This is a genomic window from Psychrobacter sp. JCM 18900 (genome assembly GCF_904846625.1).
GTDB lineage: Bacteria > Pseudomonadota > Gammaproteobacteria > Pseudomonadales > Moraxellaceae > Psychrobacter.
The window spans coordinates 32,658-57,552 of the sequence record NZ_CAJHBL010000005.1 but is presented as its reverse complement, the minus strand read 5'-3'; the positions used below and the strand labels follow the sequence as shown (position 1 = coordinate 57,552).

The 24,895-nt window shown below is 44.5% G+C and carries 13 protein-coding genes; 5 read left to right on the top strand and 8 right to left on the bottom strand.

Annotated features, from left to right (window positions below; genetic code table 11):
- The first annotated feature begins 1 nt into the window (after window position 1).
- The 3 genes from JMX96_RS10385 to JMX96_RS10375 are packed head-to-tail and all read left to right on the top strand — an operon-like array spanning window position 2 to window position 11,355.
- Window positions 2-7,660 carry a HEAT repeat domain-containing protein gene (locus tag JMX96_RS10385; protein WP_201568942.1) on the top strand — a complete coding sequence of 2,553 codons (7,659 nt, stop codon included), beginning with the start codon at window positions 2-4 and terminating at the stop codon, window positions 7,658-7,660.
- The gene (locus JMX96_RS10380) at window positions 7,657-9,912 is read left to right on the top strand and encodes a hypothetical protein (RefSeq protein WP_201568941.1); all 2,256 of its coding nucleotides are present in this window, start codon (window positions 7,657-7,659) and stop codon (window positions 9,910-9,912) included. Before JMX96_RS10385 ends, JMX96_RS10380 begins: the two co-directional genes overlap by 4 nt.
- 3 nt (window positions 9,913-9,915) lie before the next feature.
- Complete coding sequence (locus tag JMX96_RS10375) at window positions 9,916-11,355, top strand: reverse transcriptase family protein (protein WP_201568940.1); 1,440 nt, start codon at window positions 9,916-9,918, stop codon at window positions 11,353-11,355.
- A gap of 271 nt (window positions 11,356-11,626) precedes the next feature.
- Here the strand turns inward: JMX96_RS10375 and uvrA are convergent, their stop codons facing one another.
- The 5 genes from uvrA to yghU all read right to left on the bottom strand — a co-directional run bounded on the left by uvrA (window position 11,627) and on the right by yghU (window position 20,598).
- Window positions 11,627-14,194 carry an excinuclease ABC subunit UvrA gene (uvrA, locus tag JMX96_RS10370; RefSeq protein WP_201568939.1) on the bottom strand — a complete coding sequence of 856 codons (2,568 nt, stop codon included), beginning with the start codon at window positions 14,192-14,194 and terminating at the stop codon, window positions 11,627-11,629.
- Window positions 14,195-14,445: 251 nt separating this feature from the next.
- A complete protein-coding gene (locus tag JMX96_RS10365) occupies window positions 14,446-15,690 on the bottom strand; it encodes a DUF819 domain-containing protein (protein WP_201568938.1) in 1,245 nt (414 codons plus the stop codon).
- A 277-nt stretch (window positions 15,691-15,967) separates the two neighbouring features.
- The gene (locus tag JMX96_RS10360; protein WP_201568937.1) at window positions 15,968-17,638 is read right to left on the bottom strand and encodes a DEAD/DEAH box helicase; all 1,671 of its coding nucleotides are present in this window, start codon (window positions 17,636-17,638) and stop codon (window positions 15,968-15,970) included.
- Window positions 17,639-18,219: 581 nt separating this feature from the next.
- Window positions 18,220-19,512 (bottom strand): DUF1176 domain-containing protein, encoded by a 1,293-nt coding sequence (locus JMX96_RS10355; protein WP_227677022.1) that lies wholly within the window; start codon window positions 19,510-19,512, stop codon window positions 18,220-18,222.
- A 264-nt stretch (window positions 19,513-19,776) separates the two neighbouring features.
- Window positions 19,777-20,598, bottom strand: a complete 822-nt coding sequence (yghU, locus tag JMX96_RS10350) for a glutathione-dependent disulfide-bond oxidoreductase (protein WP_201568936.1) — start codon at window positions 20,596-20,598, stop codon at window positions 19,777-19,779.
- Between the two features lie 370 nt (window positions 20,599-20,968).
- Between yghU and JMX96_RS10345 the strand changes: the two genes are divergently transcribed.
- Window positions 20,969-22,345: a DHA2 family efflux MFS transporter permease subunit gene (locus tag JMX96_RS10345; RefSeq protein ID WP_201568935.1), complete on the top strand. Its 1,377-nt coding sequence runs from the start codon at window positions 20,969-20,971 to the stop codon at window positions 22,343-22,345.
- A gap of 177 nt (window positions 22,346-22,522) precedes the next feature.
- Here the strand turns inward: JMX96_RS10345 and bfr (JMX96_RS10340) are convergent, their stop codons facing one another.
- The 3 genes from bfr (JMX96_RS10340) to JMX96_RS10330 all read right to left on the bottom strand — a co-directional run bounded on the left by bfr (JMX96_RS10340) (window position 22,523) and on the right by JMX96_RS10330 (window position 24,115).
- The gene (bfr, locus tag JMX96_RS10340) at window positions 22,523-23,002 is read right to left on the bottom strand and encodes a bacterioferritin (RefSeq protein ID WP_201568934.1); all 480 of its coding nucleotides are present in this window, start codon (window positions 23,000-23,002) and stop codon (window positions 22,523-22,525) included.
- Window positions 23,003-23,070: 68 nt separating this feature from the next.
- Window positions 23,071-23,559, bottom strand: coding sequence for a bacterioferritin (bfr, locus tag JMX96_RS10335; RefSeq protein WP_057760257.1), 489 nt, complete (start codon window positions 23,557-23,559; stop codon window positions 23,071-23,073).
- A gap of 364 nt (window positions 23,560-23,923) precedes the next feature.
- Complete coding sequence (locus JMX96_RS10330; protein ID WP_165598065.1) at window positions 23,924-24,115, bottom strand: bacterioferritin-associated ferredoxin; 192 nt, start codon at window positions 24,113-24,115, stop codon at window positions 23,924-23,926.
- Between the two features lie 389 nt (window positions 24,116-24,504).
- Between JMX96_RS10330 and JMX96_RS10325 the strand changes: the two genes are divergently transcribed.
- Window positions 24,505-24,834 (top strand): ArsR/SmtB family transcription factor, encoded by a 330-nt coding sequence (locus tag JMX96_RS10325; protein WP_057760261.1) that lies wholly within the window; start codon window positions 24,505-24,507, stop codon window positions 24,832-24,834.
- The last annotated feature ends 61 nt before the right edge of the window (window positions 24,835-24,895 follow it).

Here is a 24,895-nt window from a genome sequence, read left to right as displayed (position 1 = left end):
CATGAAAACAATAACACTCCCCTATTGGGGTCAAATTATTGGCCTAGTCAGTAAGTCCAACAGCACCCAAGTGGCAACTCAAAAGACAACCAAGCAAGATGGGCGCAGTCTTTTTATTACTCGCCAGCAGCAAGCATCCACTACGGTCTTATACGTCCTTGACCAACAAGGTGAGCAATTTAGCTTATCGACAACAGCGCTGCCTTGTGCGATGCAAGCCATCACCAAAATAGATGACAGTACGGTGATAATGATTGGTGACGATGGTCATCTTTATCAAACGGATTGGCAAGCCAAGAAAGTTAAGAAGACCAGTGCGCAATCCTTACTCGATGCACCTAAAAATAATAACAATGATATAGGCTGTGCCGTAGCAATGGCACCACTACAAGATGCACTGGCTATTTTATATCCAAAACATATCGTGGTATGGCCTTATCAAGACAGCCAAGCCAGCAGTCCTATCATTATTGAGCCTTATTCGTCTTCTATAGCAGCATCAAGTAAGGAGTCTGCATTAACAGCGCTAGCAACCTCAAACGATGGCTCGTGGTTAGTCGTGGCAGATAAAACGGGAGATGTTAGTAGCTATCAATGGGTATCAGATAAAGCTCAGCTCACTCTAAGTAGCCGCAAACAGCTCCACCAAGGTAAAGTAAACGCGATTTGTTTTGAGCCAGTCGGTCAGTACTTCTTCTCAGCAGGCGCAGATAAGGGCTTATACCGTACTCATGTCCAAGGCGATCTGCATCCTGTTGATAGAGCCAAGTCTAGCCAACACAGTGAAATGATCACGGCGCTTTGTGTCTCAGACACTCGGTTGTTTACCGCAGCAGATGACAAGAGCGTCAAATCATGGGCATTTGATAAAGGTCAACCAAACAGCTGTAAAGAGGATCTGACCAAAGCTCGACAGATTGTCTTATCTTCTTACGCTGAACAACCAGCGCTCATCGTAGTCAGTGCCGATCAGAGCTTACGTTTCATACCTATTGACCATACTCAAAGTACGTCACAGAATAGCACCTCACAAAATAGTACGGCAAAAAATAGCAAGCTGCTGCCAGTCACTTATATCATCAAAGATGGCTATCAAAGAATCGGCCAATTACTGACAGATACGTCAAACAATAACGATGTGTCGTTTAAAGAAGGCTTGGCGCTGCTACAGGCACAAGCAGATAACCAAACGTTAGAGCTGGTTAAAAAATTACTTACTGATAGCGACACGCTCACGGCCAACCAAGCATTGCAATTGGTACAGTGGGTTGCTACTACTAACCTTGATAAAACTGCACAGGTTTTAGAACAGCAACTATGCTCGGCGCACAGTGCAAAAGTACGTCTTGCTGCTTTTCATGCCTTGGCCGATCGCGCAAGTACGGCGAAGCGCCCGCTGCATTATTTAGAAGAAGCCTTTAAAAACCGTTACTACGAAGAAGTGGTGGCTTCTGCGTTACAAGGTTACCTAAAGGTTGCGATGAGGGATGCTACCAACCAGCGCCGTATCTTACCTATTTTAAGAGACGCGTTGTCACACAGTTTTGCGAATATTCGCAAGCAAGCATTGGCGTCCCTTGAGACACTATTGCCAGAAAACAGTCCTCAAGCAGATTTGATGGCATTAGACTGCAATCAGTCAGACATTGTCCAGTCAGGACTGATTCGTCTGTATCAGCGCGGCATGCTAAATCACCTTGAAGTCTCACGTCAATTGATGCTGCTACAGAATCATCGTAATACAGAGATTAGGCAAACGGCGTTTTATGTCTCATTACTGTCTCAACCCAAGTTAATAGAGGCGTTAAAACAGCAAGGCGACACGCAAACATTGCGTACCCTGTCTGATTTTGATGACTTTCGCTTACTGCGCGGCACGCTACTAGATAACGCTAGTAGTACAGCGGCGAATAATAATGTTAAACAATCCGATGAGGCGATCCGTTTAACCTTATCCACGCAAGATTTTATCTCGCAAGCAGATAGTACCCAAGCATCTAAGAGTAAGGCTAAAAAGGCAAAATCCAAGAAGCCTGCTGCTGAATCTATAAATCTAAGCAATGACACGTTAGAGCCCTTATTACAAAGCTTAAGCAATAGTCATGAAGATATCAGTTTCCGAGCAGCTTATGCACTGGCTTGCCTACAAGACAAACGGGCGTTTGGCACCCTGATTAGTCTGATGAGCCATGAAGACAGCGCCATCATCCGTGCTGGTGTGGCCACCGCGCTTGGTCATTTAAATATAGAAGACGCCAAAGCAGTCCTACCGACATTACTAGACGATAAGGACGCTGGCGTGCGCCAAGTGGCTATGCAAGCCTATGGTAAGTTGGCAGACAATGCATTGTCTTGGGCAGCGACGGGTTTTGCTTCTAAACATCAAGATATTCATGAGCAGTCTTTAGCACTGTTTTTAAAGCATGTTGCAGCAGATAGCTCAAATAGTGGTAATAGCAGTGACAAAAGCGCTCAGATGTCGTCAGAGATGACAGACATACTGCTACAGGCATTGAACAACCCTTTTACCAGTATTCGGCTAGAGGTGGTTAAAGTTCTATTAAACCGCCAATTTAAGCAGTCATCTGACAATATTTCTAAAAACGTTTCTGACGATATTTCTGATAGTACTATCGTTGATATTATCAAGCTATTGCAGCAAAGCCTGTTTGAAGATGTGCATCAAGTGGCGATAGAAGAATGGCAACGACTGTTGCTAGCGATGAACTCGAAACATAAAACAAATAAAACCAATAACACTGAAGAAACCAGCCACCAAAAGACCAATCAAGCCGTCTTGACCCTGTTTTTCGCAGATACGTTTACAGCTATCCGTAAGCAAGCCTTTGACATTGCACTTAAGCAAAGTAAACATTTAGGGTTTGCTGATGTCATGCTGAACGCGCTTGCCAGCCCTTATGCTGATACCAAGCAACTGGCCCTTACGACAGTGCAAGCCAAAGCCAATACGACTCAGCTGACACAACTGATGCCAGCTCTAGTGGCTATGTTCGCTGATGACAGTATTGAGCTGCGCAAGCAAGCCTTAACGGTTGCTTTGGCGCTGACAGACTTACAGCTTACTATTTTAGCGAATAAAAACGGCACCGATGATCAACCGAATCAACACGAAGCATTGATTACCGCTGCCCTCAACAGCCCTTACCCTGATATACAGCTAACAGTCGCTCAACTACTTGCCAGCCAATCTCGCTTATATGCTGACGAAGAACAGGCACAGCGGAGTGATGAACAAGCGTACCAAGTCTTTAAACATTATCTAGAACTGCCTATGCCCTCTCAAGGCAAGAAAAGTGACAGCTATACCCAGTGGCACAGTCATGTAAGCCAAGCGCTATCTGGCTTGTCTAAATTGGCATACCCATCAAAGCATGATGCACTAGGTTGGTATGCTAAATATCTACACCACCCTGATGCTGATTTTAAACCTCTTGCACCAAAGATGACGCAGATAGTTTCTCTTGAGGACATTGATCTACTGGTGAAATGGCAAAAAGATGAGCGCGACATTATCAATCAATCAGCCAGTTTGTGTTTGGCTATTTTGGGTGATGCTCGCGGGCAATACTTCCTTACTCATAACATGAGAGACAATACAGACAATCTTAGTACGCTTGTTGCACCGATGACACCTACGCATTGGCTACAAGCGCAGCACGGTTTAGGTATTACACATGCACGGCAATTACAGCCTTTGTTTGAGTCAGAGTCCTATACAGTAGCAGCCAGACTGTTATTGATATTTAATGACTTACAGAATGGCTGGCAAGCTGCTAAAACAGACGCCTCTAACATTGATCGACCCAACCGACTGATAGAAGCCCTAAGCTTTGCCGATAATGACACGGCAGTAGTCTATGCCAATATACTCGCTCGTTACCCGAATGACGTACAACACCCTAATAACCAGCAAGCACTATCGTCAGCGTGGCAGTACCTAAGTGATTACTTGTCACGTCAATTAAGCAGTGTTTTATCTTCTCACTCTGAAGTCATCACGATGATGATGGATGCCATGCCAAACACGGCAGATAAAGGTGGTGTTAAAGGACAGTCGAATAATAAGGCCTCTATCCGAGCAAGTATTCTGACAACCGTCAGTACCGAAAATTTACAACAGCTCACCAACCTCAGTCGACATCAGCAGCCATTGGTACGCGCGCAAACCATTAGTGTCATTTGCCACTTATCTGAATTACTCGCCCATGACTACTATGATGATGAGGACGATGTTTTTGAGACATTACAAAAATGGCAACGCAGTTTGCAGGCATTGTTAAGTGCTCACCCAGTTACGGCCACCGTTAATATGGCAGGCGATAGCTCTCCTACTGACAAACAAGACAGTTCTGAGGTGCATTATCCATACCAGTCCCTTGCTTTTGGCGCTTGGATTGGCGTCATACGCGCAGGCGATGATTATTATGCTAATAGCAGCACCACAGACCAAGCCATTCGAGGTCTAATGTGGCTTGCTACTCAATCATCGGCGTTTGATACTAATAACGATGAGGACTGGCGAGACAGTACCAGTCGCGTGTTGTTACCATTACTCAACCACAGTAGTTTTGACACTCGTGAGCTGGCTTGGGCATGCTTGTATAAGCTAAACATGCCTGCCAAAAAACTGGCTGACTATGCCATGAGCACGCCCTACCGTGATATGGTCAAACGCGGCTTGGATCTATTGCTAGATACCGTAAATAACAATGCCGTACAGCAGCAAAGCAAAGCATCGGATACAGCTACTGTCAGTAGTAGCGCTGATCAACAACTCATTGATTTGTTAAAAACCAATAATCACACCTTAGCAGAAGAGACCTATCAGCTGCTAAAAGACCGACTAGGCCATCTGCCTGCTAGCTTACTTGGGCTACAGACCTATTGTCAGTCGCTACTGCCTCAGATCGTTGCTGAATGGAAACAAGTCATTGTCACGCCCTTTGCAAACAGTCAATCACCGTCAGTGCAGCGCCAAGACAAACTGACGTTTTTGCTGCATGCTGTGAAGAGTGATGATTGGAATGCAAAATATCAAGCACTGAGTCAACTGGTCGAGTTTCATGACGTACTCTTTGCGGACAGCACGCTATTTGATGACTTGTTTGATTTTGCTGAAGACGCTCAGTCCAGTAATGAGAGATATCGTAGCTGGCAGCTGCTTGTCGACGCACTCACGTCGTACCAATTCATCAATAAGAACACTTTAGAGGGGCATTTAAAGAGCAGCTTTGATACTGCGACTGCTGAACAGGTCGCCAATGAAGCGCACTTACGATTATTAGCCTTACTTGATGATCCACATATCAACAAACCTAAGCAGTTTATTTATTGGGATATCGCTGACCTACGTAACACGAATCTCGTGGCGCCATTACTACAGCGTTTAGAAAGTCTGTTTGAGCACACGCCGCAAAAAAATAAAGAAGAGCGTAAATATTTATTTGATACCTTAGTAAAAATCAGCGGTTACGATCAAAATATCGAGGACTATTTGGAGGAGCGTGAAGACACGCGCTGGTTACAACGTCAGCACCCTAGAGACTCGCAAGTCTTGTTATCGCTGTTTACTACGCTTATGAATCATAGTGATTATGCGCTTGCCGCACAGCTATTACCGTCACTGGCATGGGTACAATCGGGCGACAGCGATTTATCCTCGCGCATTGATACTGCTTTAGCACTTGCTTACGAGCAAATGCCAGCCAACCATACCTTTAAGTTGGTTGAGGCACTGGCATATCGTGCCAAAAGACGACACGGCAGCATTGCCTCATTACAAAATGCCCTGCGTAATAAAGACGCCGATGTGCAATTTGCCGCGGCTGAAGGACTCGCTAAATGCGGTCATGCTGATGGGGTCAATATCTTGATGGCCACGATCGATTACAACCCTGATGCTGAGTTCCGCAGCTGCAGTGTGTTAGCCATTGGCGAACTACTAGGCAGCAATAACAATCAAAATGCTGACTCGCCTAATGCTAGCTCGCCTGCGGACAACGCTGATAAAAACTTACAGGTTCATACCTTATACAAAGCCTATGATAAGTTAATCAAACTGGCCGAGGACGACGAGCACTACTTACAAGACGTGGCCAGTGAAGCCTTAGGTCGCCTTGCACAAGGTGGTGACTTTGAGCATAGTCCGCATATTTTTGAGCTATTAAAATCGCACTTGTCAGACCCCGCAGTCCATTTCACCAATCCCGCCATTGTCCATTGGTTAAATGGACTACGCTGGCTCAACACAACGCCTGCTTGGGAACAAATCCGCAGCTATATCCGCACTCATATCGATAAAGCCATATTCTTCCGTCCACAAAGGCATGCGGTATGGCTACTGCAGATGAATAATAACGATGCCAATAAAGCATTAATATTAGATATTTTAAAGCAAAACAACCTAGATCGTGATGTGCTCATGGTGGCTTATACGGCGGCACAGAAAACCTGGGGCAGCCTCGCATCGCAGGTTTATCCTTATGATTGGGCAGCCATTCAAAGCCATAATGATAACTTTATAGAAGAGACTGAGCGTTTGAGTCTAAAGCGTATCATTGATAATAGCAGCATCAATGAGCTGGCAGCATTTATCACCCAGCATGGCGCGCACTTGCCAGCTGACAACTTGATGGCACTGCAAAATGCCATTATGGCCAAGCAAGACATGCCAAAATCGCAGCTTACCGCATTGATTAGCAGTAGTAACACACTGACACAGCATATTGGACTGTGCTATCTGACCCAATATCCGACCAACTATATTGATAAAGAGATGGTTGCGACGTTGCAGCAGCGTTTTGACACTGCAAGCGAGCAATGGCATACGCTTATCGACACCATCAGCCGCAGTCCAACTACTATCAGCAATAGTCAGTGGATTAGCATGGTTGAGCAAGTGGGTGGTACCATCAGACAACTGGTTTGGCTAATCATGCGTCATGTGTCCATTACAACTGCCAAAGGAACTGTCGATAAAGCGGCTACTAAGCAAATCGCGGCAATGCTTGATTGGCTCAATGATTCTCGTCAACCATTGACCATCACTTCCGTTCCGTTACTCTCTACTACTGTTAGTGATTGGTGGCAGCAAGCGCTATTGGCACTACTGGCCAGACCTGTCGCTGAAGATAAGATGCTATCAAGCATCGTGCCAACGTTGAGCAGCATATCAACTACGGTTCCATCACCGCTCACTTATGACAACCGAACCTTACTATCAACGCTACTAACTCGTATTGAACAAAGCGATACATCTACCCAAAAATCCATAATAACGGTAGTAAAGAATGCGCTCAAACATAAGGGCTCGTCTACCGAGATACCAATCAATCAACAGCTGCTACAGTGGATCAGAGCAAAAGACGCTGATGCACTCTATCATTGTGCAAATAATGACAACATGGAGCTGACGGTTCGTATCCGTGCTATCGAAGCGCTTGGGCAGCTACATGATCCAAATATTGAACAGTGGCTGACGACGCTTATGGCACATGAAAACTCAGACATTCAGAAGCTTGCTTATAAAGTACTACGCCGCTGGCAACGTGCCATGATACGAGCACAGCAAAAGCGTCCGTTGGCATATAGTCAAAAAAGCAATCAAAAAAGCAATCAGGGTGAAGGAGACAGTCAATGACTATAGACAATCAATTAGACCAAGCATCAGAAATAGAGTCAGAAGTAGTAGCCAACACTGATGGCCTGATGATGCAGTTGGACTACGCCGCCCCTAGCCAAATCAGTCAAGTTAACGAATCGTCAGACTCATTGTTGGAGGCGCAAACGACCGAACACACTCAGCATGTGGCACTATTTGCTCAGCTGAATCGGTCGGAGGTTAACTTCCACGGTAAGGTCAAGTCTCCCCTTGTCTTTCGTGACAGTTTGCTAGCGCTGTTTGATGTGGTCAGTAGTGACTACCGTTATGTGCCAAAAGACCGCTCAGCGTACACGGTATTTATGCAGATGCGCCGTGCCAGCAGCAATAAGAACCTATTTACTGCGCAGCGTGATTATTTCACGTGGTTGTTCGACAATGACCCACTGGCTTTTTGTATTTTGGACCCGATTATTCAGGTGCATGAGCAGGGTGTCAGCTTTGAGGTATTTAGCCGTGATGAAGGCTGCTATGCTCAACTGACATTGACCAATGCGCTTTTTGAGCAAAGTGCCGAAGCTACCCTTGGTACCACGAGCATTGATTATAGTACGGCTTTGTTTGACGGTATTCAGCAAATTCGAGACCATCAACAGACGGTATTAGACATTGGTCATGAAGCGGTCGGCTTACAGTTACTCGAAACCATGCCAGAGGCTGATAATGACGAGGCAAACAGTACAGGTACTGATAGTGCATTCACCGCACCCACCGTAAAAAAACAGATCATAGAAAAGCGCATCAATGTACCCAAAAGCTGGATCAGAGCACTGCTACAAGTACAGTCTGCACATCAATTGCCGCAAGACACCATTCACCTTGATCCTATTGCGCTCTATAACGTGCTGTTTGAGCTGCGCATGCATGCTGATATCAAAGGCAAGCGCCGCGGACTGCTGATTGAACTCAGACCACAGCAATTACCGATTATTGTACTTGAGCCATTTGATATCACTGTCACCAGCCAAGTCAGCCAACAGCAGACACCTTATCAAGGCCAACAGGCCAAACTGATTCGCTTATGGGGTCGTCGTCGTCTCAGCCTATTAAAACGACTGTTGCCGCATGCTGATAGTGTTTCCGTCTCTTTATTGGGTCAAGGCATGCCAAGCTATTGGACCGTGACGGGCAAAGGATTTCACTTCACCTTTGCCATGACAGGCTTTAGCCAAGCCAACTGGTCACAGTCATTAAACTTTGACTTATTATTGCCCAAGCGCCCATTGCATAATACATTAGCTGCTAGTGAAGGGTTATCAGGCAGTGGTAAAGCAACCTTAAATGCTCGCAATGATGATAATAGCGATGACAATAACGGCCTGTCTGTATTGATGACCACGCTGGCAAATACCCCCAGCAATCTAGAAGACTTGGTAAAGTTGCTATCAGCAGATACGTCATTAGATCCTGCATCAGTGTCTAATCAGCAAGTGCAGCAATGGTTGTTATCAGGTACTCAGCAGGGCTTGATTCGCTATGATGTGGCGACGCAGCTGTATCATTACAGACCATTGACCCAAGCACCGCTTGAGATGGCGCAGTTTGCTTATCACAATGAGGCAGAAAAACAGGCCTTTGATTTATTAAGTCGTGCCGATGGTGTACAGAATTTTTCGGTTGAGACTGTTGCTGTCAAAGGCATTACCATCCGTGCAGATATCCATGTCGAAGAAGACAGACGTACTTACCACAGTCAGCTGCAATTGGGCGACGAAGGACTGGTGACCAAAGCAGAATGTAGCTGCCCGCAGTATCTACAACATCGTCTCACTCATGGTGTGTGTGCGCATCTTATCGCGCTGCGTCTTAGGTACAATCAATATGACCCGAATAACGCCAGTAATGACAGCTGGCATGACACTCGTGTCTTGAGTAAACGCGTTAATAAGACGATGAGTAATCAAGAAAGCGTGCCAACAAAAGCAGCCAACAACTCGTTGAAGGCATTACCTTCTGAAATGACGCTTGATTTGACAGCCTTAACTCAACCAGTGACCCACTCACATGAGACTGCAAACAACAAACCACAGACTTTAGCAGCGCAAGAAACCTCTATTGCGTATGTCTACATCACCATTGCCCATAAAAAAATCACCATTGAACAAACTACAGGTAATGAGGATACACGCCAGCAACTGGTGTTTAACCAACCTGCTCAAGCCAAAGCCGCTTATTTACAACATATTGCCAGATTTGAAGCCAAAGGCTTTATCGAAAACCAAGGGATGTAATGTATGACCACACACACAGCCAACCATAACGATTACATCAGTCCTGAGCCAGCACCCACTCCTTTTGAGCGTCAGTGGCAACAATTATGGCAAGAGATTGAGCTGGCAGGCGGCCGTTACCAATACGTACAGCAGCAGCTGGTCAGCCAAGGCTTTATGGTCGATCGTCAGCCTGTCGATAACATGAGCCCAAAAGAACGTGAGCGCTATAAGAAAGCCTTAAAAAAGGAAGCAGCTGAAGAAAAAAGTCTCAAAAAAGCTGCTTGGCAAGCATACAAAGCGCATCACATGGTTTATCTTGGTCGTCATGTATATTGGACGGACGATACCAGTACCGATAAGTGGGACGTAAAAGACGCGGCCAATCGACTGATTGAAAACAAACTACCGCTGTTAAGTAAACACAGTGAACTAGCAGAAGCGGTGAACCTTAGCATCCCGCAATTAAAAGGGTTGTGCTATCAAAGAGAGGTCGCTACCAATCTGTCTTATTCGCATTTTACTATTGCCAAACGAAATGGGACAGCACGTCAAATATGGTCGCCGAGACCACGTTTGAAGTTTGTACAACGCTGGATTTTGCATAATATTTTGAATAACTTAACGACGCATGGTGCCGCCCATGGCTTTGTACGCGGAAAATCCATCGTGACCAACGCGGCAGTACATAGCAATAGTGAGCTGCTTATTAAGCTAGATGTCAAAGATTTCTTTCCTAGCGTGAGCTGGCGCCGTGTCAAAGGGGTCTTTCGTCATGCTGGCTACCCAGAACAAATTGCGACATTACTGGCATTACTCTGTACAGAGTCGCCCAGACAGGTGGTGCAGCAAGATGGCGTTACCTACTATGTGGCATTAGGCGATAGAGCCTTGCCACAAGGCGCGCCGACCAGCCCGGCATTAACGAACATCGTTTGCCTAAATCTGGATCGACGCTTGACAGGATTGGCAGAAAAGTTGGGCCTACGTTATAGCCGTTATGCCGATGACTTGACCTTTAGTGTGCCCGCTATTGAAGACACCAAACCCAAATCGAAGGCTAAAACAACGATTAAAGCCACGACCAGCACCGCAAAAAAACAAGCCGATACGCAGCACAACAAGCTGATCGGGCAACTGCTCGGCTCAGTCCATAAAATATTACGTGAAGAAGGTTTTGCATTAAATAATGATAAAACGCGCGTGATTCGTAAAGGCAACCAGCAACAAGTGACAGGCATGGTGGTCAATGGACAAGGCGTACCTAGGGTATCTCGTCAAATCAAAAAAATGTTACGAGCAGCCGTTCATAACTTAGAGTCAGGCGGCACATTACGCGCTGATGAGACTTTAAATACGTTGTCAGGATATGCCGCTTGGATAGCCTCGGCAGAGCCAGAGCTAGGACACAGTTATCTAGCTAGAATTGAACGTTTACAAGTGCAGCAAGAGACACCTGCATAGATATTTATTTATATTTATAAAAAAACGAGTATTAGAAAAATTCTATTTCTAGGGCGTGTCCTCATTTTAAAAATGGTGATAAAAATGAGATAAATGGCAGTCAAACAAGGAAAATAGCGCAGATAATATCGAGATATTAGTCAGCTATTTGACGCCGTTTGGCAAGATTTAGCCATTTTTAACCCATTTAGATAACTATCGATTGAATTGAGGACACGCCCTAATACTCATTTTTACATCAGTAACATGTACTGATGTAAATATAGCGCCATTACACCAATAAAAACGCTGCAGTACGACTGTCTTTTGATTGGGCAACGTCATATGGCGTACCTTGAGCGACGATTACCCCGCCCGCATCCCCTGCCCCTGGTCCGATATCAATGATCCAGTCACTATTGCTCGCCACCTGCATATCATGTTCAACCATAATAACGGTATTGCCCGCAGCGACGAGACCATTTAACTGCGTCATAAGCATAGACACATCAGCAGGGTGTAGGCCTGTGGTTGGTTCATCTAAGATGTATAGCGTGTCGCCTCGTTGCACACGCTGCAGCTCGGTGGCAAGTTTAATACGCTGTGCTTCGCCACCCGACAATTCGGTGGCAGGCTGACCCAGACGTAAGTAACCAAGTCCAACTTGTAGCAATGCCTCTAATGCACGCAAAATAGGTGCTTCATCAACAAAAAACTCATGAGCCGCTTCAACCGTTAAGTTTAATACTTCAGCGATGTTTTTGTCTCGATAAGTGATTGCTAGCGTTTCCTCGTCATAGCGTTGGCCATGACATACCTGACAAGGTGCATAAACGCTTGGTAGAAACAACAGCTCAACGCTGACAAACCCTAAGCCTTCGCAATTTGGGCAGCGGCCTTTGGTCGTGTTAAAGGAGAATCTGCCAGCATCATAGCCATGAGATTTTGCTTGCTTAGTCGCCGCAAAAATCTTCCGCACATCATCAAACAGACCCGTATAGGTTGCCAAGTTGGAGCGCGGTGTACGCCCAATTGCTTTTTGATTGATATTAATAAGACGGCGGACATGCTCCATGCCAGCGACAATTTCACCGCCAGTTACTGACTCAAGCTCTTGCTCTAACAAATCCGCTTCACCAATAGGCGCTTCTGTGACTGTCTTTTGACCCAATGCTTCATTGATAAGCTCTACCAATGCTTGACTGACAAGGCTTGATTTTCCTGAGCCCGAGACCCCTGTGACGCTGGTCATCACCCCAAGCGGAAAATCAACGTCTAATCCTGTGATGTTATTTCGCTCAATGTTGGCAAGCTTGAGCCAATTTGTCGGCTGCCTTGTACTAGATTTTGACTGTGCGTTAGACGTAGCATTGGCAAATAGATATTGACCAGTATGCGACTGCGTAACTTTACGAAGTCCATCTACAGGGCCACTATAGACAATCTCGCCACCATGCGTGCCTGCCTTTGGCCCGACATCGACTATCCAATCAGCATGTCTGATGACACTAACATCATGCTCAACAACAAACACTGAATTCCCAGCTGCGATTAGCTCATCCAATGCCCCTAGCAATGCTTGAGTATCAGCAGGATGCAGACCAGACGATGGCTCATCAAGGACATACACCACGCCAAATAGCTGCGAGCGAATTTGAGTGGCCAATCGTAATCGCTGTAATTCACCAGGAGAGAGTGTCGGTGTGGTACGCTCAAGTGAGAGATATCCTAACCCTAACCTTGTCAGCGCTTCAACACGAGAGAGAATATCACTGGCGATACGCTGGGCAACGATGGCTTTTTCGCGGTTTGGTGTGTTATCGGCTACCTTGGTACGAGCGGTTGTTTCCAGTTTTTGTGCCATTTCAGTCAGTGTTAACTGTGATAGCTCACCGATATCGAGTCCTGCAAACTTAACCGATAGCGATTCTTTCTTTAGTTTTTTACCGTGACATTCAGGACACTCAGATATCTGCATAAACTGCGAGACACGTTTTTTGGTACGCGGGCTCTGAGTGGTGGCAAAAGAGTGCAAGATGAAGTTTTTGGCACTGGTAAAAGTACCCATATAGTTTGGCTTTTCGCCTTTTTCTATCGCATCACGCGTTTGCTCAATGTTGTATTCAGGATAGACAGGTACTGTTGGCGTATCATCTGTAAACAAAATCCAATCACGCGTCTTTTTCGGCAGTGTGTGCCATGGTTTATCGATATCATAGCCTAATGTAGTCAATATACGGCTGAGGTTTTGACCTTGCCATGCTGGTGGCCAAGCTGCAATTGCCCGCTCACGGATGGTCTTGGTATTGTCTGGCACCAGCAGCTCTTCAGTGACCTCAAAGACACGGCCGATACCTGAGCAAGTCGGACAAGCACCGTCTGGCGTATTGGGAGAAAATGCATCTGCGTATAGAATCTCTAGATCGGCAGGATACTCCCCTGCGCGTGAGTACAGCATGCGCAGACCATTAGATATCGTCGTCACGCTACCCACGGACGAGCGCACTGAAGGCGTACCTCGCTTCTGCTGCAAGGCGACTGCTGGTGGTAACCCTTCTATAGAATCAACATCTGGCTCATCAACCTGATCGATCAGCCGTCTCGCATAAGGGGATACCGAATCAAGATAGCGGCGTTGTGACTCGGCAAACAACGTACCAAATGCTAATGACGACTTCCCTGAGCCGGAGATACCGGTGAAGACCACTAATGCATTGCGAGGTAAATCAACATCAACGTTCTTTAAGTTATGTACACGTGCGCCTCTGACCTGAATATTGTCTTGATCAGGGTTATAAAGGGCATTTCTCACTGTGTTTGTTTTACTTGTTTTTTCTTCTAATTTTTTTGAGTTCGCCATAACGTTATTGTTCCTATCGAATCGTTGTTTATTCCTAACGGGCCTATTTTTCTTTACTTAATTAGTTTTCTTTATTTAATTAATAGAAAGGTTAACACGTACTCATGCGTGGCCATGGCTGGGCTTACGTATCAATAGCATAGATAGACAAAATGATAACTCAAGTCACCCAATCATTAATAATAAAAAACCCGCATCAACGCGGGTTTTGTTTAGCAAGAAATGCTATTAAAAGAGTGGTAACTTAGACATTAAGACACAACCAAGCGCATCAGTTGGGTGCTGATATAACCACCAAATGTCCCTACTGCGTAACCTAAAATACCCAAAAACACTCCGACAGGCGCCAGTGATGGATGAAAGGCAGTAGCGACAATCGGGGCTGACGATGCACCGCCTGTATTGGCATTAGAGCCAACTGCCAAAAAGAAAAATGGCGCACGAATGATTCTAGCGACAGCAAATATGATAACGACATGGATGCTCATCCATAGTAAACCGATAAGCAATAGTCGCCACTGTGAGACGATACCAGCCAGATTGATTTGCATACCGATTGCGGCGATTAATACAAAGATAAATACTGTGCCGATTTTTGAGGCGCCAACATGATCTAACCTGCGAATCTTAGTGAATGAAAATATAACGCCTATTAGGGTAATAATTACCACCATCCAAAAGAACGAACTGGCAAAGCTATACTGAACGGCCCAGCTATAAGGCGCAAAGAACTCTGCAATCTGGCCACCGATAAAGTGTGCGACCCCGACCATGGCAAAGCATAAGCCAAACATCACCATCAAATCATTGATGGTTGCTGGGCGGGCATGATCACGCTCATAACTCTCGACTGCTTTGACTACTTTATCAATACTACTGGTATCAGCGCGCAAAAAGCGGTCTATCTTGTCGCTGTGTTTTGCCATGACCAAGATAGCTAGCAGCCACAGTGATGCATTGGTGGTATCGACCAAAATCATCATACCAAACAAATCATCACTGACTCCAAATAGCTCCTTCATCGCTGCTTGGTTAGCCGCGCCGCCTATCCAGCTGCCCGCTACGGCCGAGAACCCACGCCATAACGTATCATCGGTAAACATCGCAGGCGATATCCACTTAGCGACTCCCAAACTGATCGGACCACTGATGACGATAGCAATACTGGCAGCAAAAAACATCGCAATCGCTTTCCAGCCTAAGCCCAATATTTTAGGTACATCCATGGATAAGGTCATCAACAGCAAACTTGCTGGCAGCAAATAAGTCGCAGTAAAGCCATAAATCTGCGAACCAACGCCATCGGCAAACACGCCTAAACTATTTAGAGTTGCTGGTATAAAGCAGCAAAGCACAATACCAGGCAATATGGCATAAAACCGACGCCAAAACTTACCCGGCAAGCCTTGGGTATAAAAAACCAGACCAATAATGGCCATGATAATGCCAAAGGCTAATGGCAAATTATCGATTGCTAAGTTTGAGGTGGCTTGCATCAAGGCGCTCCAAGATTTACAACGGGCAAAAGTAAATCAGTATAGACAAGGCAAAAAACTCCTGCAAGCAGCCATCGACTATTAGCTAGGATTTGCTAAGTAGTATTTGACGGAATGAATAGCAAGGGAACGGCTAGACACGTAACGTCATACGCCCGTTATTGAGCAATATAAAGCAGGTAAACGCAAAAAAGCCAGATAACAAGTATCTGGCTTTTTTAGTGCTATCTTTAGACGATTAATAAATCAATGATTTAAATCGTCAAATATAGCTGTATTACGAGTTGTTACCACGGTTGCCGCCGTTTGGACGACCTTGGCCACGGCTGTCAGAACGACCAGCTGGACGACCTTGGCTGCCGCTTGGACGACCACGACCAGTTGCAGCACGCTCACCACGTGGAACGCCATTGCTATCACCGCGGCTTGGGCCACCAGTGCGCTTGCCTTGATACGGCTTGCCACCTGAACGCTCATTTGGTTTGCCTGACGTGTCACGTGGCTTACCTTGATAACCGCTGTCGTTGCTAGCGCGTTGACCAGTTGGAGCGCTGTCGCTTGAACGACCACGACCTTGACCACCACCGCTAGATTTACCAGCATAGCCACCGCCTGAACGACCACGGCCTTGACCGCCACCGCCATTAGAACGACCGCGACCACGGCCACGACCATTACCTTTGTTTTCGCTAGGTACGTAAGTTTTCTTAGGCTCCATACCTTCGATGATACATACTTCCATTTTGCGATCTAGATAACGGTTGATAGCGTTAAGCTGTGGACGATCATCCATGCTACATAGGCTGATAGCAACACCAGTACGACCAGCACGACCACAACGACCGATACGATGGACGTAATCTTCAGTCTGACGTGGCAAGTCATAGTTGATAACGTGCGAGATAGCTGGGATGTCTAGACCACGTGCAGCAACGTCAGTCGCTACTAGAATTTTTACTTTACCATTACGCAAGTCTTGAACGATACGGTTACGCTTGCTCTGTGGCAAGTCACCATGTAGGAAGCTTGCTTTATGGCCCGCTTCTTGTAGCTGCTTAGCCAATTTCTCAGTGCTACGTTTGGTAGCAGCAAAGATAATGATTTGTTCCATATCTTGCTGGCAAACGATTTTGTCAAGTAAACGGTTTTTGTGATCAAAATCATCACAGTAGTACACTTTTTCTTCGATGTGTGCAGATTCTACTTTGATTGATACGCGCTCAGGATTTTTAGTGAAGCTGGCAGCGATTTTACCTACTGGGCCATCCCAAGTTGCTGAACACATGATCGTTTGACGATCGATTGGCGCTGCACGAAGGATGTCACTAATATCATCAGCAAAACCCATGTCTAGCATACGGTCAGCTTCATCAAGTACCAATACTTCTAGGTTTGACAAATCAACGCGACCCGCATTGATATGGTCAAGTAGACGACCAGGAGTTGCAACGATTACTTGAACGCCCTTTTTCAAAGCAGTGATCTGACCGTTGTATGGTGCGCCGCCAACTAGTGGTACACAAAATAGACCACGCATGTCTTTAGAATAAGTGCGAACGCTGTCATGTACTTGCTGAGCAAGTTCACGCGTTGGCGTTAGGATAAGTGCTTTGGTTAGTTTGTCAAAGCTAGTGGCACGGCTCAAACGGTCAAGTACAGGGATAACAAAAGCCGCTGTTTTACCACTACCCGTTTGCGCTGACAATAAAAGGTCACGACCGGCTAGAGCAAAAGGAATGGCTTGTTCTTGAATAGGGGTTGGGTTGGTATAGCCACTGCGATCAAGCGCAGTAAGAATTGGCTTAGCAATGCCAAGATCAGTAAAAGTGATTTTGTTTTCTTCAGTGGCGTCAGTAGCAGCCGCTTGAGTACTGTTATCAGTATTTGGAGTGTCAGTGCTTTCGATGATGCCGTTTTCAGCGGCGATTGCAGATAAGATGTCAGTCATAAGAATCCTTGGTAAGTATAAGTTGCTGTAAATTCAGCAAACTTGATGCATACCACTGATAACCGTTCACCACGCTGCTCTTATTAGCATTACCGAGCAATATAAAATTGTCGATAATTAGAAACCAAGCCAATAGAGCTTAGCGTCTTTATAATAAATGCGTTCGTGCTGTCTGACGTATTTTGGTGGTAGTGCCGAGTGTCTTATCCTTGCTTGATATACGCTCATTATCAATGCTTTGTCCAAAGCAGATAAAGGCAAACAGCAACCAATCTAGACCCTAGTTATAGGCCAGTAGATAAGATATGAGTCAAAAATAACGGATATTTTTAAAGGTTATTTAAGTACACAAAATCATCGGCAACAATTACTTATGGTCATCCTAGACCCAAAATCGCAGGCGATGTTATCAATCTCATAATTCACGAAAGCCTAAGCTAACGTGGCGACGCAGTATAGCACAATAAAAAATTATATGTACCTATTTCTTCAATTACTGAGTAAATAAGCACTAATAGTGTTGATAATAAACAAATTTAGGTAGTTTATTTAATAACTTAAATGAACTACTCGCTATTTATCTATCGTACTACTTTGACTTCTGTGACATAGGTAGGTAGCTGCCATGCCCCGCCCGCCTCGATTAAACGGCAAAGTCCTGTGGTGCTTTCATGGCTTTTTTCAAATGCACGGCCCGTCCATAGCCAATCGGTTTTGCTCATGCAATCACCGATGCCGCGACCTTTTTGTACAGAGGTAAGCTTGCCTTTATCGTAGCCAGTAGCATTGGTCGTCACCAACGTTGGCTTATAAGGTTTACTGTCGTTGATCACCCAAACCCCTGCTCCAGCGTTATAAGCGCCTGTCCAACACTCATGCTGTGCCAACAGCTGCGAGCCATTTAAACGACTGATACGCCAAGGTGATTTGTCTGAAAGATTGGGACAAACGCTGTCCGCATCTTTCATTGTGCCTTTTACCAACGATGCCAACTGAGAGGACCTCATCACAAACTTTTTGTCATTACCATCGTCCGCTTTGGCACTTGGTACGACAAAACGTAGTACTGGCGCTGCTTTAGGAGGCAATATACCGCCACTAGATTTAACAGCATCGTCATTTTTAATAAAAGCACTGGATGTACCAACGCGACCTTGGAACTCATCGGCTTTTAGCATGACAGCACTGGCACCTTTGTCAGATAGCTGCCAACGTGAGTTGCGCAAGGCCAATGTAATCTTGCTAGATTTGGTTAAAGCCTCTAACAATGCGGTTACCTGCGCTTGAGTAAGCTCAGCATTACCTGCAGCAGCTGAATACGGTTTAGTCTCGCCATAATCTTTGTCATTAATAAATAGCGAGATACGATGACGGTTACCGAGCTGCATTAAGGCTTTAGACGAGCTGTCCTTTGCCCCGCCAAGCTTTACTTTACCATCCACGCCAGCATTCGCACCTGCGCGGCGTACGAGCAATATAGAAACCGGGAACTCACTGTTATTCTCTGCTTGATAACCTGCTAGCCGGCACGTACGCGTATTATCACAAGCGACTTGCCAGTCTTGGCTAGTAAACTCAGTCGATGTACTGGCCATACTGGTGGTACTAAATAAAGCTGTGCTAAGCGCTGCAAGTACAGGCAGTAATATTTTATTTTTTATCATATAGGTGGATTGTTCTTTTATTTTTTTAGGTATGTTTTCTGAATAGTACTCTACAGTGATGTTTTTGGGATTTTTATTAGACTGGGCACTATCTTTACAGCTATTGTCATCATACTTATTATCGTCATAGGTAATGCCTGACCTACTAACACCAGTTAAATCAGCGCCTTTTGATAGCGACATATCGTTTATATAATTATTGTCTTTCATAATCATCACCTTTCAGTAGAAGAAGTATAAACACCTGTCTATTGTAATGGTGCTCGGCTATCTTAACGCACTAGTGTTTCTATCTGTTGTACTAATGTATCATTGTGTAAAGACAAAAGGAAGACCTAACATAGTTTATATTCATTTTTATGAATATAAATAAAAAGGCTGATAAGCTATTTGCTTATCAGCCTTGCTGCTGTGTTTAAGGTTTGTTTATGCTTAAACTGTACTACTAGATCTAAACTGTATTGAGTACTTGGTTTAGTCGATTGGTTTTAGCTCTAGCGCTACTGCACGTTTGACCGCAGGACGTTCAGCAATTTTCTTAGCCCAACGTTGCAAGTGTTTGTAGTCTTCTACTTGTAAAAATTCTGCTGCGTCATAGAGCTTACCTAGTGCCAACTGGCCATACCAAGACCAGACAATCATATCCGCAATGTTGTAATCAGACTCATTATTGCCGCATAGGTACTCATGATCTTTTAGATGCGTGTCTAATACATCGAGCTGACGCTTGGTTTCCATCGTATAGCGGTTGATTGGATACTCTAGAGGTTCAGGCGCATACGCATAAAAGTGTCCAAAGCCGCCACCTAAGAAAGGTGCGCTACCCATTTGCCACATAATCCAAGACAGACAATCTGCTCGCGCTTTGCCAGTAGCCAGTGGCAGGAACTTATCAAACTTTTCTGCTAGATACATTAAGATTGCGCCCGACTCGAACAGCGCTATCGGCCCCTCTGCTGTATCAGTAGAATGATCGACCAAGGCTGGAATCTTTGAATTGGGGTTTATCTCTACAAACCCTGAGCCAAACTGCTCACCTTTAGAAATATCAATTTTATAAGCATCATATGCTGCCCCGTCAATGCCAAGTTCGGCCAGCTCTTCTAATAGTATGTTTACCTTGACACCATTTGGCGTATTTAATGAATACAGCTGTAACGGAGCATCACCAACAGGCAGCTCTTTATCATAGCGAGCTCCAGACGTTGGACTGTTAATACTAGCAAACTTGCCACCGTTATCTTTATCTTGCGTCCAAACTTTTGGTGGTACGTATTTATTATTATCTTGACTCATAATTTATCCTCGGTTTGTATTTATGACTGCCGCGAAGGTTTACTATAACGAGAACTCATAACGATATTAAAGTCCTCTCTTGTAATCAATGTTGTGTTTCTACTGCCAGAGTAAATACAGAAGAGCTATTAGCACGCATCGAATTTTTTGTCATATTTCGCCTCTTTGCCTTTTTATTAGCTACCTTTCGCATCGTTGCTCTTATATAAGTTATCTTATATAAGTTATCTTATATAAGTTATCTTATATCAGTTACTTTGAGTCACTTTTATTATGAGCTAGGCTTTCTTATACTACTCAGCTTGCATAGTGATCTGCTCGCAAATCCGCTATTTTCTTATTCCATAACGAGACGTTCAATGGGACTCACATGGTAACGCTCACCCCAACTCAAGAGAAATACCTACCTTACGTACTAGCGGTAGCGCTATTTATGCAAATTTTAGACGCTACTATTTTGAATACCTCGTTGCCACAAATGGCGCAGGCACTCGGTGAGTCACCACTAAAGATGCAGTGGGCCGTCATCAGCTACGCATTGACCCTAGCGATTTTTATCCCTATCAGTGGTTTTTTAGCGGATAAATATGGCACACGCCGCGTATTTTTATCAGCGGTCATCATTTTTTGTATTGGCTCATTACTGTGCGCGGCGTCACAAACGCTAGATTTTTTGGTTGCCTCACGTGTGGTACAGGGTATCGGCGGTGCCATGATGACGCCTGTCGCTCGTTTGATATTGGTTAAGTCTTATCCGCGCAATAAGCTGCTCACTGTGATGAATTTCGCTGTAATACCTGCTTTGATTGCACCACTAGTCGGTCCAGTATTGGGTGGCTATATTGTGCAATATGCCAGCTGGCATTGGATATTTTTGATCAATATACCGATGGGTGTGGCAGGTTTTATCATGGGCAAAAAACTGGTGCCAGCGCTATATGAAGATACTAAGCGTCTTGACTGGACAGGGTTTGTATTGTTTGCCGCCGCTGCCTGCGGATTCACACTGGCTGTTGAGTTTGGTTCGCAGACAGGTCGCGGGGTTTATGGGTTGTTGCTTGGGTTAGGCGCAAGTCTATTGATCGGTGCGTACGTCTGGCATGCCAAACGGCGAGCAGCTCCCCTGTTTCCACTGAGCTTGTTTGATATTCGCACCTTTCGAATTGGTATTACAGGCAATTTGTTTACGCGGCTTGGTATCAGTGCCGTGCCCTTTTTATTGCCTTTATTACTACAAGTGGTGTTTGAATACTCACCTTCGCAGGCAGGTTGGCTACTCGCCCCGATTGCAGTGGGTGCTATAGGTATCAAACCCTGGGTTAGCAAAATTATTCAACGGTTTAGCTATCGCAAAGTACTGGTCTACAATACCTTGTTTATGGGTTCGCTTATCATTGTGCTAGCGCAGTTTAATGATGCGTCGCAGTGGCTATGGTTTATACCCATCCTGACCATCATGGGTGCCTGCAACTCTATGCAGTTTAGCGCGATGAATACGATTACGATTGGCGATTTACAGGGCATACAGACTAGTAGCGGTAACAGCTTAATGGCGGTCAATCAACAATTAGCGATTAGCTTTGGGATTGCGTTCGGTGCTGCTGTATTGAATCTATTACGTGAGCGTCTACAGATGGATACACTAATAGCATTCCAAACAACTTATTGGATACTGGGTATTTTGACCATTCTCTCGGGGCTGTATTTTTTACGTCTAAAACCTGAGGATGGCCGCGGTTTATACTAGGGCGTGTCTTCAATCAAGACAAGCTTTCTATTAAGTGAGATTTAACGTACGACACATCTCTATTCTGTATAGTCGAAATGTTAAAAACAGCTTATCTATAGACAGAAAAAAGCCAGTATGCGATTGAATTATCAATCTCATACTGGCTTTTTTTATAACGACTTACATCAACAAATATTATGCGTCATCATCACTCATTTGCGATTGGATGTAGCGCTCTACACCAATACTTTCTATCAAGTCCTGCTGCGTCTCTAACCAGTCTTCATACTCTTCATTGCCATCTTTTAGCTTAACTAATAGCTGGCGAGAGACATAGTCAGACTTTGTCTCACATAAGGTAACGGCATCGGTAATAATATCGAACTTTTGTCTCTCAAGGCGTAGGTTGCACTCAATGATTTCTGGTACATCTTCACCGACCAATACCTTGCCCAGTTCCTGCAAGTTTGGCAAACCGCCTAGCAATAAAATACGAGCGATTAGGTCGTCTGACCATTTCATCTCAGCAATAGATTGCTTATATAATGAGTCATTAAGCGCCTCTAGACCCCAATGACGTGCAATACGTGCATGCAAAAAATACTGGTTGATGGCAATCAATGACTGCCCAAGTACTTTGTTTAACGCGCGAATAACTTCTTTATCCCCTGTCATTACCTTTCTCCCTTAATCTCTGTTATTTATGCTAAATACTGTGAATGCTACTTATATGTAGGATGATATCAGACAATATTAGGAGTGACTTCAGCCATTTGGCTTTGTAGGTAATTCGGTAGACCAATCATGTCGATGAGACGGAGCTGCTGCTCAAGCCAATGCGCATGATCTTCTTCGGTATCTTTCAACTGCTCGACCAACATCTCACGCGTGACATAGTCATGCTCTGCTTCGCAAAGTGCGATGCCTTCTTTTAGATGCTTTTGTACTTGGTACTCTAAATCTAGGTCAAACTGCAACATCTCAGGGACAGTCGCACCGATATGGATAGCGTCGACCGACATCTTTGGCGTGCCACTCAACATCAAGATACGGCGAATGATATTTTGCGCGTGTAGCGTTTCGTCTTCCATTTCATGATGGATACGGTCGTATAACTTGCCATAGTGCCACTCAGCGTACATCTCTGAATGAATAAAATATTGGTCACGAGCGGCAAGCTCACCACCTAGTAAGAAATTCAAATAATCAATGACTTTCTGGCTACCTATCATAACGCGTACTCCCCTATTTATTTTTACCGATCACCATACATCCACAATTTATTATATAAGGATAGCATAATTGGCAAACTGATCAGTAAAAATCAAAATCAATAAAATGGCTTCTAATCTTAGGTAAATATAGTAGCATACAGGCGCAGTATAGGGTGTAACGTTATGAACTAAGAATAAGATGCTAATTGAGAATCATAATTAGCTACAACTAGTATTGATATGTGTTATGTAACATGCCGGCGTTTGAGTGAGGTTATATGGACGCTTGCACCCTATCCCTTATGTATAATAAATAAAGTTAGATGCAGAATATTGAATATATTTTATCGTATTATATTATAAGTTATATGGTTGATAATATTTAAACGGCGTACGCTAAATCATCAAGTTTTGCATGGTGTTCGTCTAGATAGTCATTGACCATCGGCTCACAGCAGCCACAGCACGTTGCTACATCGAGCGTATCTTTTAGACCATCGAGCGTATCAACACCTGCAGCAATAGCTGCTTTGATTTGCTTTTCTTTTACGTTGTTGCAGATACATACGTACATGGATTGGCTCCTCGGAATACCACTATTCGATAATGACGGCATACGACACTTGTATAAAAAACTTTTGTGATAAGTGTCATTGATAAACGGATAATTTACTGTTTTCTAGCAATTAAAAATTAGTCGTTGAAATCACGTTTATCGCTTGCAGTATAATAACGATAATTATTATCATTTTCAATCACATTCGATATATTTATTCGTCGAGACAGTATCCTTGTATTACAGGCAGTTCATTTATGTAAGTGGATATAAGTGTGCGTGTAACCGAATATTGTCAAAGGTAGTGAATTGACGATGAACTGTAAATTTGCTTATTTTTTAATCGATTTTGTAGGTAACTGCTGTTATATTGAATCCCTATTAACGAAGCCCATTGGAATTCTCCTATGTCTGATAATAACTTTACGATACGACCTATCGATTTATTCAAAGTCCTATCTGATCCGACACGTCTAAAAATATTTCAAATTCTTTTTAAAAAAGAAGCACGTTGCGTGGGTGATTTGGTAGATATGCTTGACCAGCCGCAACCAACGATATCACGCCACCTAAACCATTTGAAAAAATTGGGTATTTTGAGCTGTGTGCGTGATGGTACTTGGATGTGGTATGAGGTCGCTGATGATTTACCAGATTGGTGTCAAGATATCTTAGACATCACCTACGAGCAAATAACTCCTAGAGGAACTAGTAGAGATGTATCGGATCTTGCTTAGATACTGTTGTCCGCTTAGATTTTTAGCTATTTGACTGCGCTTTGTAAAAAGCGCTTGAGAC

Excerpts from the sequence above, each read along its gene's own strand:
- JMX96_RS10330 (WP_165598065.1), bottom strand. The coding sequence starts at position 24,115 with ATGTACGTATGTATCTGCAACAACGTAAAAGAAAAGCAAATCAAAGCA.
- JMX96_RS10360 (WP_201568937.1), bottom strand. The coding sequence starts at position 17,638 with ATGACTGACATCTTATCTGCAATCGCCGCTGAAAACGGCATCATCGAA.
- bfr (WP_201568934.1), bottom strand. The coding sequence starts at position 23,002 with ATGACAGGGGATAAAGAAGTTATTCGCGCGTTAAACAAAGTACTTGGG.
- yghU (WP_201568936.1), bottom strand. The coding sequence starts at position 20,598 with ATGAGTCAAGATAATAATAAATACGTACCACCAAAAGTTTGGACGCAA.
- JMX96_RS10375 (WP_201568940.1), top strand. The coding sequence starts at position 9,916 with ATGACCACACACACAGCCAACCATAACGATTACATCAGTCCTGAGCCA.
- JMX96_RS10365 (WP_201568938.1), bottom strand. The coding sequence starts at position 15,690 with ATGCAAGCCACCTCAAACTTAGCAATCGATAATTTGCCATTAGCCTTT.
- JMX96_RS10380 (WP_201568941.1), top strand. The coding sequence starts at position 7,657 with ATGACTATAGACAATCAATTAGACCAAGCATCAGAAATAGAGTCAGAA.
- bfr (WP_057760257.1), bottom strand. The coding sequence starts at position 23,559 with ATGATAGGTAGCCAGAAAGTCATTGATTATTTGAATTTCTTACTAGGT.
- JMX96_RS10385 (WP_201568942.1), top strand. The coding sequence starts at position 2 with ATGAAAACAATAACACTCCCCTATTGGGGTCAAATTATTGGCCTAGTC.
- JMX96_RS10325 (WP_057760261.1), top strand. The coding sequence starts at position 24,505 with ATGTCTGATAATAACTTTACGATACGACCTATCGATTTATTCAAAGTC.
- uvrA (WP_201568939.1), bottom strand. The coding sequence starts at position 14,194 with ATGGCGAACTCAAAAAAATTAGAAGAAAAAACAAGTAAAACAAACACA.
- JMX96_RS10345 (WP_201568935.1), top strand. The coding sequence starts at position 20,969 with ATGGTAACGCTCACCCCAACTCAAGAGAAATACCTACCTTACGTACTA.
- JMX96_RS10355 (WP_227677022.1), bottom strand. The coding sequence starts at position 19,512 with ATGAAAGACAATAATTATATAAACGATATGTCGCTATCAAAAGGCGCT.